The organism is Bacillus sp. ISL-7 (genome assembly GCF_018613065.1).
In genome coordinates this window covers 1-15,242 of sequence record NZ_JAGGQW010000051.1, presented here as the reverse complement: position 1 = coordinate 15,242, position 15,242 = coordinate 1, and the positions used below count along the sequence as shown (strand labels likewise).

Genomic DNA, 15,242 nt, shown 5'->3' with positions numbered 1-15,242 from the left:
CCTTTCCACCTGGCGAAATAGCCATACAATTTTACGATGTAAACTTTTCTAAGAAATGTTCAATAGCAATCGAGGATGTCCCTAAGGCGGGAGCATTTTTCCCCAAGGAAGACAATAATAACTCATGACTGTTATTAAGCTTGTCATTACTTCTTGATAAAATAGAATTTCGAATCGAATTCAACACCATAGGGAGAGCTTCAACAATGTCGTTTCGGATAATAACTGCTTGTGGGTTAAATGTATTTAAGATACTTGTTAATCCAATCCCAAGGTAGAAGCCGAAATTTTGTAATGCCATTAATATATCCGGATCATTTTGGTTTGCTAGATTAATTAGTTCCTGATAGGAAGTGATGGTATCGTTATTCTGAAAAGTATTTAGTAATGCTTTTTCAGAGGCGTATAATTCCCAGCATCCTCGGTTTCCACAACTGCATTTGAGCCCATTAAAATCGATAGTCAGATGGCCCATTTCTCCGGCAAACCCATTAACCCCTCGATATAAATTATTATTAATAACAATTCCGATCCCGATTCCAGTTCCCACGCTAACGTAGATTATGTTTTCATAATTTTTAGCTGCCCCAAATACTTTTTCTCCATAGGCGCCTGCATTGGCTTCATTTTCAATAAAAACTGGTACCTGAAATTCCTGCTCAATGAGCGATTTTAAGTCAAGTTCATAATTCCAGTCGATATTTGGGGTGAAAATGACCTTTTGATCGGTATCGACAAGACCTGGGATACATAAACCAATGCCAATCAATCCGTAAGGGGAATCTGGCATTTGCTTGATGAGATCCTCAATCATTGAAAATAAAACGTCTTTGTTCTTATCAAGAGAAGGATTTTCTAGATGCTGATATTGGTCCAAGACAATGTTTCCTTTTAAATCCGTTAAGATGCCATTTATAGAATCAACACCGATATCAATCCCAATTGAATAACCAGCATTCTTATTAAAAACGAGCATGACAGGCTTTCTTCCACCGCTAGATTGCCCCTGCCCGATTTCAAAAATAAGATTCTTTTCCATTAGCGTATTAACTTGGGAAGAAACAGTCGATTTATTTAAACCTGTTATTTCAGATAATCTTGCCCTCGAAATAGGCGAATTGGAAACGATTTCATTTAATAGTACCTTTTGATTCATTTTTTTGACTAACATTTGATCTGCAATAATCACAAGTTTGCACCCCCATTTGTATAATGCATAAATTAAGTTTCGATGTTTTATAGTTATATAATCCTATTATAAGTCAACATTTGTCGGAAATATACATAAAATATTCAAAAAAAACTATTGATTAAAGCTCTTTAATTTTATAAGATGTAATCAAGTTAGTTTATCCAAACAACAAACTAACAGGAATAAACATCTACTGAAGCTACATAGTTTTAAATAACAATTTATTTCAGGAGGGAAAAAACATGGTTCAAACAAAAATGAATACCTATTTTGGAAGCGTAAACAAGGTGGCTTATGAAGGAAAGGATTCTAAAAATCCATTAGCATTCAAGTATTACAACCCTGAGGAAGTCATTGGCGGCAAAACTATGAAGGACATTTTACGTTTTTCAGTTGCTTACTGGCACACCTTTACTGCGGATGGATCTGATCCTTTTGGTGCCGCTACAATGGAAAGACCATGGAATCACTTCACTGGGATGGATTTAGCAAAAGCAAGAGTAGAAGCTTCATTTGAACTTTTTGAAAAGCTTGGCGTACCATTTTTCGCTTTCCATGATCGCGATGTTGCACCGGAAGGCAGAACCTTAAGTGAAACAAATAAAAATTTAGATATCATTGTTGAAATGATTAAAGATTACATGAAAACTAGTAATACAAAACTATTGTGGAATACAGCTAACATGTTTACTAATCCACGTTTCGTGCATGGTGCTGCCACTTCTTGTAATGCTGACGTATTTGCCTATGAAGCAGCACAAGTGAAGAAAGGCTTAGAAACTGCAAAACTCCTTGGCGCAGAAAACTATGTATTCTGGGGCGGACGTGAAGGTTATGAAACATTATTAAATACAGACTTAAAACTTGAGCTTGATAACTTAGCAAGATTCTTGCATATGGCCGTTGATTATGCGAAGGAAATCGGCTTTACAGGTCAATTCTTAATTGAGCCAAAACCAAAAGAGCCTACCACCCACCAATATGATACAGATGCAGCAACAACAATTGCCTTCTTAAGACAATACGGCTTAGAGAATTACTTTAAATTAAACCTGGAAGCAAACCATGCTACACTTGCTGGACATACATTTGAACATGAGTTACGTGTGGCAAGAACAAGCGGCCTTCTTGGTTCCGTTGATGCAAACCAAGGAAATCCTTTACTTGGCTGGGATACTGATGAATTCCCAACTGATTTATATTCTACAACCCTAGCAATGTATGAAATTCTACAAAACGGTGGTCTTGGTCGCGGCGGCTTAAACTTTGATGCCAAGGTAAGAAGAACATCCTTTGAAGTTGAAGATCTAGTCCATGCGCATGTAGCTGGAATGGATGCCTTTGCAAGAGGTTTGAAAGTAGCTCATAAATTAATTGAAGATCGCGTTTTTGAAGATGTTATTGCCGCACGTTACAGCAGCTTTACGAAAGGAATTGGCCTGGACATTGTTCAAGGCAGAGCCAACTTCCACACACTTGAGACATATGCTCTTAATAATGACACAATTAAAAATGTTTCTGGTAAAACGGAACGCTTAAAAGCTGTTTTAAACCAATATCTTTTAGAAGTTTAAAAAATTAAGCCTTCTCTTCTAAATGGACCCGTTAACTGAAGAAAGTCAATGTTGTTGCGGGTCCATTTTTTTGAAAACCATTTAACTGAAGTAATTTCCTAGTTTTTCATTTCATCCAAAATAAAAGGAGGATAAAGACAGATTTTAGGTGTTGAGCTTTTATCTACTTTATATATTGGCTGTGTTAAAGGTCATTGTTGATTTTTTTAGCAAGTTGGAGCGGAAATCAACAGCCTATTTTAACAGAGCCTATATATTAAACAACTTGAAAGCGCTGTTATTATTAAAGAATGGTAGAATCTTATTTTCCTAAAATGAAACTGTCTTTAAACATTACGATGGAGCAAAAAAAGAACTCGCTTTATCTTTTTGGAATTACCCTGGTAGCTGCCATTGGCGGCTTGCTTTTCGGATATGATACAGCCGTTATTTCTGGTGCGGAGGAATCAATAAAAATTTATCTGATTGATAGTCTGAACTTAGGGGCATTTATTCATGGGGCAACGATTTCAAGTGCACTGATTGGTTGTATTATCGGCGGTTTCATTTCAGGACTTTTTGCCTCGAAATTCGGCCGAAAAAATTCTCTCATTTTTGCTTCGATCTTTTTCTTAGTTTCGTCACTAGGGGCTGCCTATCCAGAATTTTTATTTTTCACCAAAGGGGAACCAACCATCGGATTGTTAATTGCCTTTAACCTTTATCGGATATTAGGTGGAATTGGTGTTGGATTGGCTTCAGCCGTTTGCCCGATGTATATTGGGGAAATAGCCCCTGCAAATATCCGCGGCCGGTTGGTTTCCTTTAACCAATTTATGATCATCCTTGGTATGCTTGTTGCTTATTTCGTTAACTTCTCGATTTCGAGCGGCGAAAGTCAAGCATGGGTAAATGATATTGGCTGGAGATACATGTTTGCATCGTGTGGTGTACCAGCTCTAATGTTTGGGTTATTCTTACTGATGGTTCCTGAAACACCTCGCTATTTATCCTTGAAAAATCAAGATGATAAAGCACTTGCGATTCTCGCAAAAATTAATGGATCATCAGCAGCAAAAACGATTTTGCAACAAATCAAACAAACGGTCGATGCTTCTTCAGAGAAACTATTTACTTACGGAAAAGCCGTTATCGTTATTGGAATCTTACTTTCTGTGTTTCAACAGTTTGTTGGAATCAATGTTGCCTTGTATTATGCACCAAGGATTTTTGAAAGCATGGGAGCAGGAAAAGATGCTTCGATGTTACAAACAACAGTTATGGGATTAATCAACGTTGTTTTTACCCTTGTAGCGATTATGACTGTAGATAAATGGGGCCGTAAACCATTATTAATCATAGGTTCTGTTGGTATGGCTATCGGTATGTTTGGTGTTTCTAGTTTGGCTTATTTTGATGTCATCGGAGTAAGTACTTTAATCTTCATTATCGTTTATACTGCTTCCTTTATGATGTCATGGGGTCCAATCTGCTGGGTATTGATTTCTGAAATTTTTCCGAATAATATCCGTGGGCGCGCTGTTGCAATTGCGGTTGCGGCGCAATGGGCAGCGAACTATCTTATTTCCTCTACGTATCCAATGATGATGGAATATAGTGGCGCTGTAACCTATGGGTTTTACGGATTAATGAGTGTTCTTTCTGCCATTTTTGTTTGGAAGTTTGTACCTGAAACCAAAGGCAAGACATTAGAGGAAATGGAAGGAAGTTGGAAAAAAACCGCATGATAAATATAGGTCGCTATCCTTTATAACAAACATGGAGGGTAGCGTTTATTTTTAACAATATGGAAAAAAGTTGGTAACCTTGTCCTCAAAAGGACTTTTTCAACATCAAAGTAAGTTTACTATTATACAACTCTATAAAAAGTGAGGAGATCAACATGAAATATGTAATTGGGGTAGATTTAGGGACAAGCTCTGTTAAAGTCCTTCTCGTTGACCAAGAGGGCAATGTTCGTTATTCGGTTTCAAAGGATTACCCGTTAATTCAGCAGCAGCCAGGATATAGTGAACAAAATCCAGAGGAATGGGTAGAAAAAACAATCGCTGCATTACAGCAGTTAGTCACTGAATCAAACATAAACCCAGCCGATATTGAGGGTCTTAGTTTTTCCGGACAAATGCATGGGTTGGTCTTGCTGGACAAAAATCATCAAGTAATCAGAAATGCGATTCTATGGAACGACACTAGAACCACCCCACAATGCAAGAAAATTGATCAGCAGCTAGGCGGTAAACTGCTTGAAATAACAAAAAACCCTGCTCTAGAAGGCTTTACCTTACCAAAGATTCTTTGGGTGAAAGAGAATGAACCCGAAAACCTAGAAAATACAAACGTATTTTTACTTCCAAAAGATTACCTCCGCTATCGAATAACAGGAAAAATACATATGGATTACTCAGATGCTGCGGGTACGCTGATGTTAGACGTCGTCAACAAATCATGGAGTGCCGATATTCTTCGTACATTTGAAATCTCTGCTGCCATATGTCCTCCATTAGTGGAAACTGAAGACTTCGTCGGAACGCTCTTGCCAGAGATTGCGGAGCTCACTGGTTTATCTTCATCGACTAAGGTGTTCGCAGGTGGAGCAGACAATGCTTGCGGTGCAATCGGAGCAGGGATTTTATCCGAAGGAACGGCCCTTTGCAGTATCGGAACATCAGGTGTGTTCCTTTCATATGAGAACGATAAAAGCAAAAATTACGGTGGTAAAGTTCATCTTTTCAATCATGGGCAAAAAGACTCCTACTATACCATGGGTGTCACGCTTGCAGCTGGCTATAGCTTAACCTGGTTTAAGGACACCTTCGCCAAAGATCAATCATTCGACAGTCTACTAGACGAGGCCGCACAATCCACAATCGGTGCGAACGGTCTAATCTTTACTCCATTCTTAGTAGGTGAACGCACACCCTATGCGGATGCAAAAATAAGAGGAACTTTTACTGGAATTGACGGCTCCCACAACAAAGGTGACTTTACTCGAGCGGTCATCGAAGGGATTGTTTTCTCGATTAATGAGAGTGTCGAAATCTTCCGCAATTATGGCAAGGCCATTGATACCGTTATTTCTATTGGCGGCGGTGCGAAGAGTGAATTATGGCTGCAAATACAAGCTGATCTCTTTAACACAAGAGTCGTGAAGCTACAAAACGAACAAGGCCCTGGTATGGGGGCCGCGATGATTGCGGCAGCTGGATTGAATTGGTTCCCCTCTCTTCAAGAATGTGCAGAGGTCTTCATTAAAGCTGATAAGGTATATGAACCAAAACCAGAAAACGTTCAGCGCTATAAGGAATTCTATCAAGTGTACAAAGATATATATCCGCATACTGTTGCGATTAATCATCAATTATTTGATCTTCGAAAAGGGAATTAAAAAGAGATTATGATGAAGCTAACTGAAACTGTATTTGGAACCCTGCATGGAAGAAAGGTAAAATCTTATACCATTACAAATGCGAATGGGATGGAATTAACCTGTATTGACTATGGATGTATTATTACGGAAATTAATGTTCCAGATAGTCATGGGAATTTAGAGAATGTTGTGTTAGGTTTTGACACTTTGCAAGAGTATATCGATCACTCCCCTTATTTCGGTTGTGTAATTGGCAGGAATGCCGGCCGGATGAAAAAGGCGTCCTTCGAAATAGATGGAGAGTGCTATAACTTGTCCAAAAATGATGGAGAAAACAATCTTCATGGCGGACCGAATGGTTTTCATAACGTTATTTGGGATTCTACTGTTGAGAACAAAGAAAATGAAGTGAATATCATCTTTTCCTATACAAGCCCTGATATGGAAGAAGGCTTTCCAGGCAATCTTCATGTTACCGTCATCTATACGTTCAACGAGGATAATGAGTTATTGATTACCTACAAGGCGGTTTCTGATAAGAAAACAATTGTCAATTTAACTAATCATTCTTATTTTAATTTAAGCGGGAATTTAAAAAGAACCATTCTTGATCATGAGTTAAAGTTAAAAAGCGATGCATTCTTAGAACTAGATGCCTCTCTTCTTCCAACCGGCAAGGTTATCCCTGTGAATGGGACAGTATTTGATTTTAGAGAAGGTCAAAAGGTAGCTCGAGGAATTGAATCTGACCATCCGCAAACGCAAATAGTTGGCGGCGGGTTTGACCACCCCTTCCTCCTTAGTGCTCAGAATCATAAGCAAATCAGTTTATATGATCGGGAATGCGGACGGAAACTAGAAATTGAGACAGATGAGCCCGCTGTTGTCTTATATACTGGCAATATGTTAGGGAATGATTTTTCGATCAGAGGAAAACAGGCGGAAAAGTATTTAGGCTTATGTCTTGAAACACAGAAACCACCTAGTCACCCTAATTCCCCATCCTTATTAGTAGAAAAAGATCAAGTTTACACATCCAAGACAAAATACACCTTTCATTAGGAACACGGCGGTGCCAGCCCCAACCGCCAATTAAAATGCGGACAGTGCCTGACACTGTCCGCATTTTATAATATTGAGAAGTAAGGCAGGATGATAATACAAATGGCGAGGAAAAAAACAGCCACTCCACTCATCTTTTGTTTTCCCTTCCATAGTGAAACAGCAAATCCCATAGTATATATAGTAATACTAAAAAGACTAACGTAAATAACTAAGCTCATCCTCATTCCTACCTTTTCGTTTGTTTTGCTTGTTTACCATAATCAATAATGTCAATACTCGGGTGCACCCTTATGTCCGCATTTAGGTACGATTTTCGCCAATTGAATTTCTTAAATTCTTGAATGGTCCCAAAATATCTTCGAGCATACATAGATAAGGGAAATGGTGCACCTTTTAATTTAGTTTGGGTTTTTTTTAATAACCTTTCATTTACTTTTTTGAAATGATGTGCTATTTGTTTTTTGATTATTTGCTGGTTTTTTTTCTCGGTATAGTTGGTCATTGATGGGTTTGACAAAATTTCAATCTTTAACGGTATCATTATATCAATCTTTATCCTAACGCCCTTCACGTTCATTTTTACTTTATTACTTTTTGTTTTTAAGACTCTTGCTGCGAACTGTTTATGATTATTTGAAAAAGGATCTGGTATATCCATCAATATATCTTTAATATTCGTTGTGTCATCAAGAATATTAATCGTGCGTGTTTCTTGACCGTTTATTTTCCCTATCATCACTCCATTCCTGAAGACTGCGGACCCAATAAATTGTGTATCATCAAGCTCGCCTGTTGCATTCAATTGCCCTGCGATGTATTCATCTTCGCTTTTTATTTTAGGATTCTTTGCCCTTTCAGCTGTTGTGTACATCGCCAAAAAGTTGTCAGTCTCTCTTTCCAATGTGGTAAAAAAGCGGAATAGAGTAGAATCTGAAATGAAACCATTTTCAATCCCGTGAATGACCATGAATTGAAAGTACTTATGTGGCCTTGTTTCCATTTTTGGACGATTATTTACAAAATACTCACTTGCCTTTTCTTTCGATACTGCAAAATAACTACTCAAGCGAATCTCTTTATCTTTTACGACGTCGTAAAAGATTGTCATAAAATTTTTGTCTTTTGCCAATTCCTCGGAAACCACAATAATCTTTAATAGTTCATAACTAATATTACGGGAGATGATGGCATTGCCTGTCGCTTTTGCCGCAATGAAATCATTGGCATCAAACGAGACAATTTCTCGCGGCTTTTCTGTTGAACCGCCGCCCCCTTGCATAGTCCCTACTTCGGGATTGGCAAGTAACATGGTGACTTTGATTTTTCCGTCTTGTTTGGAGTGATCTAATCCTAGTCCGATCACATAAGCTTTATCTTCAAGTTCCTCACGATCCCAACAGCCTGTTAATGTGCTAACAATGACTAGAAGCAATAATAATTTACATACTGTTGCTGTTTTTTGCATGCTTAAATTCTCCTTTTACCAATGCGACCAACCATAAAATGATTGGAATGGTGATAAACGCAGATCCAGAAGCATATGAAATAATCGGTTTAATACCTAGACTGACATCAATAGGTGTTTCCGGAATGGATCCAATCAATAAATAAAGCGTCGCAAGTGATGGAATCAGGAATTCAAAGTCTTTAATTTTAAATAGATGACCAAACATAAGGGCATTGATGTACAAAAATGCTGTGAAACGAATAAATGCCGCCAGTAACCATATGACGAAAAAGACGATTTCGATATTCGGAATAAAAGTTCCCAGTGAAATAAAACGAATGGCTGTGTGGAATGGATAACCAATTCCTTGTAAGGATGTATCTAACAAACAGATGTAAACCATAATAGCAACAATCAATTGGAAGCAGACATAAACTAAGGCAATCCATGTTCCTTTGCGAAATTCTTTGCTTGATTTGATGTAAGGTGTAATCATGGCAAACAGAAGAAGTTCAGAAAAAAGGGATAGATTAAGTGTGCCTTGCTTCAAAATTTCCAGTTTTCCAGAACCCCAAATTGGGAAAAGGGATTGAATACTGCTTGCTTGAGTACTTAAAAATAAGGCAAGATACAAGGAAAGTACTGCATAAAAAATGATAAGATAGGCAACCGAACCGATATGCCGAATTCCTTTTTTCGCCCCATAGGTACAAACGGCCATTAACAGGGCATAGATAATTACATTTGGTGTTGTTGGAAAATAAAACGTCTTAATGATATTTGTATATGTTCTTGAATCGAACGAAATCGAAAATGAGTTGATGACCAATATCAGAAGGCAAACAAAAAACCCAATATATCGTCCAAGTAATTTTTGAATAACCGAAAATAGATTTTTGTCTTGAAACAATGACATCGTTTTTATTAATAAAAAGAGCAGGATAAAAGCGATTCCAGCTGCTACGATTGGGATCATCCATGCTGCGTTTTGGACCTGATTATACAGTTTAGCAGGTGTGTCTTCACTTGCTTTCGCACCCACCATTAAAATAGCGATGGACACATATTCACGAATACCAAGCTTTCCAGGTTGCTGCTTCATAAGATTTTTTATCCCTTTCTTTGTTTGACCATATCCTTTGGTTTTACATACCCTGGGCGAAACCTTTCTTTAAAGGGAACATGACGGATAAGTAAGTCCTTTGACGAGGAGGAATGTGGCGTCATGGGTGCAAAGTAAGGAGTGCCAAATGATTTTAATGAAACTAAATAAAAGAGGCCAAGGATAAATAAAGAAGTGGCTCCATAAATACCGAGAAAGCCAGCTGCAAAGATAAACAAAAAGCGAGTGATCCGGATAGCAAAATTCATGCTCACATCACTGATAATAAAAGAGCTTAAGCCACTCAAGGCAATAACTATGATAACAATTGGACTAATAATATTGGCTTGAACAGCGGCTTGGCCTAAAATTAATGCACCGACAATCCCAATCGTTGGGCCAATTGGGGATGGCACACGTAATCCGGCTTCTCGAATAAGTTCAAAAGCAATTTCCATCATTAAAATTTCAATAACAGATGGAAAAGGGACTCGTTCCCTAGTTCCAGCAATGGCCATTAATAAATCAGGCGGGATCATCCCTACATGATAATTTGTAATCGCAATATAAATAGGAGAGGCAAAAACGGCGACAAATAAAGCTTGAAATCGCAAAATCCTGATAAAGTTACCATATGGTGTACGTAGGTAATGATCTTCCGGTGAATGGAACAATGCCCAAAAGGTACAAGGCAGTACAAGACAGCTTGGTGAATTTGACATTAACAAAATAACGTGACCTTCTTCAATGAATGAAGCTGCCCGGTCAGGTCGTTCCGTATATAATATCGTTGGAAATAAGGACCTCGGTCGTTCCTCTAGGTATTGCTCTAAAATACTTAAATCGAGAATACTATCGGTTTCGAGCGAAGATAACTTATCTTTTATGGTTTGAAGTAGTTCATCATTTGCCAGGTCCTTTTGATAGACAAGAAACACATCGTTTCTTGATCGCTTTGTAATTATCTTAGTTTCCACGATAAGATTTTCATTTTTAATCTTTTTACGGATTAAGGCAATATTGTCAACTACCTTTTCGTTAAAAGCTTCTTTTGCTCCTTTTACAATCACTTCATTATCTGATTTTTCAATGGAACGGCCTCGAGTTTTCGTGGTTTCAAATAAATAGCATTGAGAATCACCTTCCACAAAGAGTGCTGTGATTCCACCACAAATGAATTCAGTAATTTCTTCTATATTGGTGGACGCCTTTGCCATTGGGTATGAAATAATATCTGGAATCTTTACTGAAGGTTGCTCGTTTCCCAATAATTTTTCCAATATGCTTTCTTTAATATGCTCTAAGTCGACCATTGTACTTATGAAAATGATAAAGGCACGGCGATTTAGGGCACGAATGGTAAACTCCCGTACCTTGACATCCGTATTTTTAGGAACACTGAAAATGGACTTAAATGTCGCTAAATTTTGATCATAATTACTGCTAATATCTTGTTTTTTTAAATCAATCTCCTGTGCATTGGACTTTTCCTGAAATTGTGGTTCCGTATTTAGCTTCTTAAAAAGCGGCTTTAAGATCCTTTTCTTCAACATGAACCACCCCCAATTTTTATTTAGTTTTCCAGTTTTAGGGGTGTTTATGTACGAAGGATAAGAACAACCTTACTTTATTTTCACAGTTGTTCAGAAGGTAAAATAGGAGGGTCTAGTTTGATTTTTCGATTTAGAGATATTTTTGAAATGACCGATGAGAATTCTGCCAACCTTTTGATTTCATTTGCGGGTAATTCCATAGAGACACCGTTAAAGGCAGTTTTATATTTGTGCCTTACGGTATAAGGTACTTGGTTCTTATCTAATAACTCGTGAAGTTCCTTTTGAAAAGTAAGATGGCTTTCTTCCACCTGCTCCTTCGCTTCCTCTATTGTTAATGGAATCCCCTTTGCTTCCGCTTCAATAACAGCTACTTTCGCTGGTTTTGTTTTAAATTCAATGATAATCGAGGTGGTTTGTTTTCTTGAGAGGTCAATGGCAGGATCTACATGAACTGAAGGGGTCATCGTTTCTTCCACCATCTTTCCTTTATCTATAGTGTGATTGTTCTCATAACTACTTTCCTGACATCCACTCATGATAGACAAGATAGCTACTGTCAAAATGGCTCCACTATTACACTTCATAATCTTTACGTCTCCTTTTTAAGCTGAAAGGAATTTTACCCTATAGTATTCACCCACCCTGTCGCAAAAAATAACTGCCTATCACTCAAGATCAAGAGACAGGCAGCTTTCGTTTAATTCTATTTTATTACCCCGTAACCTTACTTGGGTAGGTGATTTTGATCATAAGGAAGGTGTGGCACTTTTTTAGGAGTATAGTTAATGACATCTGAAGAATATATCTCGATGGTTAACTTGTTTCCTACCGTTTTTGATTGTATTAGAATTGGTTGATTGTATTTATTTTTAAAAACAAAATCTGGTCCATTCCAACTAACGGTGGCATCCCGCCCAGGTGGAATGTATGTTACCTTTCTGCTGTGTGAGGAACGCTGAGTAATTTCTAATCCGGCATTATCTACTGCATTAAATAGGGTAGATGATACCTGACAGATTCCACCGCCAATATCTTTTGCTAATTCTCCTCTTAGGATCACTGGTGCAGGCAAGTATCCTTTTCCTGCTGTTCTTTTTCCAACAACTTTATTAAAGGAAAATATTTCACCTGGGAAAAGAACAAAATTATTAATAGCCTCGGTTGCAAGATAAATGTTATTGGTTCGTCCTTTGTTAGACGTGTTGAAGGATGTCACATATTTTCCGATTTTTTCATTTTGAATATTTCCAAGTAATTCACTGTCAACTCTAGGATAAATGGTAAGTAAGGGGACCTCTATTTTAGATGAACCATTGTTAAAATAATAAGAAAAAACTTTTTCTGTGAACCTCTGACGAAATAAGCGATACCCAACATGTTCGGGTATAATTTTTCCGGACTCATCTTTCATTGCATTTTTAGGCATTTTATAAATATGTTTGTCAATTTGATCCATACATTTTTTTAACTTTTCTGTATTAATAATAGGTAATCCAGGTAAGTTCATCGATAAATCAGTACAATTAACAACCGATAAAGGGTGCCCGTTGTTAGTGATTAATAAACTGTCTGGCATATTCACTTGTTGAGATAAAAATAATAGCCCAAATAACCAAGTAAAATTCATTTCCAGGATGCCTCCTTTCATTTAATATGAATCGAAATCATCCATTTCATACAATTTACGTTATTCAAGTTTATAACAAAGTAAGGTATGATTTTAAGGTGCCCTTGCTGCAACAGCAGTTGGATCAGTCATTTGGTATTTAGATAAAGAACTAGGGGGGATCAACATGAAAGGGAAAATGAGACTCATCCTAACGATGCTCATTTTTGGAAGCATTGGGGTTTTTGTAAAAAAGATTGAGCTGTCTTCAAGTGAAATAGCGTTTTTGAGAGGGGTCATCGGAAGTCTATTCCTTCTTCTTGCTAGTTTCCTTGTCAAACATAAGCCATCTTATCAAGTGTTAAAAGAAAATGCGCTTCTTCTTCTATTATCAGGGGCTGCGATTGGACTTAATTGGATTTTTTTATTTGAGGCTTATCGGTATACGACGATATCTAATGCCACCATTAGCTATTACTTTGCACCGATATTTGTGATGATCCTAGCACCATGGTTACTTAAAGAAAAACTAACAAGTGTGAAGGTTATTTGCATCGCAATGGCAATGATTGGTCTATTTTTAATCGTTAATCCTGGAGCTGGCGGTACAAGCGGTTCGCAGAACAACACCCTCGGTATTTGCTATGGCCTTTTAGCGGCCGCATTTTATGCAAGTGTAGTCTTAATGAACAAGTTCATCAAAAATTTATCTGGTTTCGAAATCACGTTAGTGCAATTAATGGCAGGCGCCTTGGTTCTGTTTCCCTATGTACTGTGGCAGGGCAATTTAGACTTGGGTCGTTTAAACCCAACTTCGATTATTTTTATCTTGATCCTTGGTATTGTGCATACGGGTTTTGCTTATTTTTTATACTTTACTTCTCTCCAAGAACTCAAGGGGCAAACAATTGCTGTTCTTAGCTACATTGATCCGATTTCAGCTGTGATCATTGCCTCAATTTTCTTAAGCGAGGGCATGACATGGATTCAAATGATTGGCGGCGGCCTGGTTCTGGGCTCCACTTTCTTAAGTGAAAAACTCGAATTAAACGTTGCGAAAAAAGGGCAAACTCCCACAACTACACTGTAATGGAGGTCTGATCCCACCTGGTTTTTTTTTGTTATTTCCACTTCAATAAGAAATAACAAAATAGAGCGGTTCAATAAGGACCGCTCTATTTCGAGGAATAATTTCATTGACATTCTTTTTCAATTGTTTTAAAGTAACAAAGTCAAATTAAATAACAAAATTTATTTGTTTGTGGACTTTTCTAGAGATATCTCTATTTTCGCCACACAGCTTTCATATGAGAGCTGTGTGGCTTTTTTTATGGAATGAAAGGAGTAGGAAAAATGAAAACTTGGCAATATGCACTAATTGTTTTTTTAGGGGGCTGCTGTTACGGAGTATTATCAACCTTTGTAAAGCTTGCTTACTCGGCAGGTTTTACCGTGACACAGGTAACAGGAAGTCAATACTTACTTGGGACCTTGCTAATCTGGGGGGTCGCTCTTTTTTCGAAAAAGAAAAAACTTTCTCTACCTCAAATAGGTAAATTACTTTTATCAGGAATTCCAGTTGGTTTAACAGGTGTATTTTATTATCAGTCACTGCAAACCCTGGATGCTTCACTTGCGATCATCTTTTTATTTCAATTTGTATGGATTGGCTCTTTAATTGAGTGGATGGTTTATAAAAAAACACCAAGCATCGGGAAATTGGTTTCGATTGGTATTTTAATCATTGGCTCCATTTTAGCAGCCGGCATTATTACAGAAGGCGGCGTTCAAATATCATGGCAGGGGATAGTTTGGGGTCTGCTTTCCGCTTTAACGTATACCGCTCTCATCTTTCTTAGCGGCTCCGTGGAAAAAGATACACCACCCGTGCAGAAAAGTGCTCTACTTTCCACTGGCGGATTGATCACTGTTTTTTTATTTTTCACGCCAACGGATTTATTCCACTTACCAGTTTTAATGGGAGTAGCACCTTATGGATTGATCCTTGGACTATTTGGCGTAGCATTGCCACCGCTCTTATTTTCTATTGGAATGAAGCATATCGGCCCAGGACTTGGAACGATATTAACAGCCTCAGAACTTCCGGTTGCAGTTATCTTGTCATCGCTCGTCTTAGCCGAAAACGTAAGTTTGTCACAATGGCTCGGAGTGGCCCTTATTTTAGGCGGAATTGTGGCGGGCAATGTTAAACTGCCCACAACTAAAGTGGAATCAGTCTCTTTAGAAAGTGAATCTTTGACATAAGATGCCGAGTGGGAATCCCCACCTAACAAATTCAAAATAAAACTGGCGAACAGTGCACTGTTCGCCAG

12 protein-coding genes are annotated in these 15,242 nt (G+C 37.9%); 6 read left to right on the top strand and 6 right to left on the bottom strand.

Features of this window, described 5'->3' with window-relative positions; translation table 11 throughout:
• Positions 1-31: 31 nt before the first annotated feature.
• Positions 32-1,189: a transcriptional repressor XylR gene (gene xylR, locus J7E66_RS21605; protein WP_215003649.1), complete on the bottom strand. Its 1,158-nt coding sequence runs from the start codon at positions 1,187-1,189 to the stop codon at positions 32-34.
• A gap of 245 nt (positions 1,190-1,434) precedes the next feature.
• Between xylR and xylA the strand changes: the two genes are divergently transcribed.
• The 4 genes from xylA to J7E66_RS21585 all read left to right on the top strand — a co-directional run bounded on the left by xylA (position 1,435) and on the right by J7E66_RS21585 (position 7,195).
• Positions 1,435-2,766: a xylose isomerase gene (gene xylA, locus J7E66_RS21600; protein ID WP_215003646.1), complete on the top strand. Its 1,332-nt coding sequence runs from the start codon at positions 1,435-1,437 to the stop codon at positions 2,764-2,766.
• A gap of 338 nt (positions 2,767-3,104) precedes the next feature.
• Entirely contained in the window at positions 3,105-4,493 is a 1,389-nt protein-coding gene (xylE, locus tag J7E66_RS21595; RefSeq protein WP_215003715.1) for a D-xylose transporter XylE, read from the top strand.
• A gap of 155 nt (positions 4,494-4,648) precedes the next feature.
• On the top strand, positions 4,649-6,151 hold the full coding sequence (gene xylB / locus J7E66_RS21590) for a xylulokinase (protein ID WP_215003644.1): 1,503 nt from the start codon (positions 4,649-4,651) through the stop codon (positions 6,149-6,151).
• A 12-nt stretch (positions 6,152-6,163) separates the two neighbouring features.
• A complete protein-coding gene (locus J7E66_RS21585) occupies positions 6,164-7,195 on the top strand; it encodes an aldose epimerase family protein (RefSeq protein ID WP_215003642.1) in 1,032 nt (343 codons plus the stop codon).
• 229 nt (positions 7,196-7,424) lie between these two features.
• Here J7E66_RS21585 and J7E66_RS21580 read toward each other — a convergent pair whose 3' ends face one another.
• The 5 genes from J7E66_RS21580 to J7E66_RS21560 form a co-directional block, all read right to left on the bottom strand.
• Positions 7,425-8,663, bottom strand: a complete 1,239-nt coding sequence (locus J7E66_RS21580) for a Ger(x)C family spore germination protein (RefSeq protein ID WP_215003640.1) — start codon at positions 8,661-8,663, stop codon at positions 7,425-7,427.
• Positions 8,638-9,747 carry a GerAB/ArcD/ProY family transporter gene (locus J7E66_RS21575; protein WP_215003638.1) on the bottom strand — a complete coding sequence of 370 codons (1,110 nt, stop codon included), beginning with the start codon at positions 9,745-9,747 and terminating at the stop codon, positions 8,638-8,640. Before J7E66_RS21575 ends, J7E66_RS21580 begins: the two co-directional genes overlap by 26 nt.
• An 8-nt stretch (positions 9,748-9,755) precedes the next feature.
• A complete protein-coding gene (locus J7E66_RS21570) occupies positions 9,756-11,300 on the bottom strand; it encodes a spore germination protein (RefSeq protein WP_215003635.1) in 1,545 nt (514 codons plus the stop codon).
• Between the two features lie 80 nt (positions 11,301-11,380).
• The gene (locus J7E66_RS21565; RefSeq protein WP_215003633.1) at positions 11,381-11,887 is read right to left on the bottom strand and encodes a protease inhibitor I9 family protein; all 507 of its coding nucleotides are present in this window, start codon (positions 11,885-11,887) and stop codon (positions 11,381-11,383) included.
• A 140-nt stretch (positions 11,888-12,027) separates the two neighbouring features.
• The gene (locus tag J7E66_RS21560; protein ID WP_215003631.1) at positions 12,028-12,930 is read right to left on the bottom strand and encodes a VanW family protein; all 903 of its coding nucleotides are present in this window, start codon (positions 12,928-12,930) and stop codon (positions 12,028-12,030) included.
• Positions 12,931-13,096: 166 nt separating this feature from the next.
• Here J7E66_RS21560 and J7E66_RS21555 point away from each other — a divergent pair, with 166 nt between their 5' ends.
• Together J7E66_RS21555 and J7E66_RS21550 are read left to right on the top strand one after the other, a co-directional pair.
• Positions 13,097-13,999 carry a DMT family transporter gene (locus J7E66_RS21555; RefSeq protein ID WP_215003629.1) on the top strand — a complete coding sequence of 301 codons (903 nt, stop codon included), beginning with the start codon at positions 13,097-13,099 and terminating at the stop codon, positions 13,997-13,999.
• 263 nt (positions 14,000-14,262) lie between these two features.
• Positions 14,263-15,174 (top strand): EamA family transporter, encoded by a 912-nt coding sequence (locus tag J7E66_RS21550; RefSeq protein ID WP_215003627.1) that lies wholly within the window; start codon positions 14,263-14,265, stop codon positions 15,172-15,174.
• Positions 15,175-15,242: the final 68 nt, after the last annotated feature.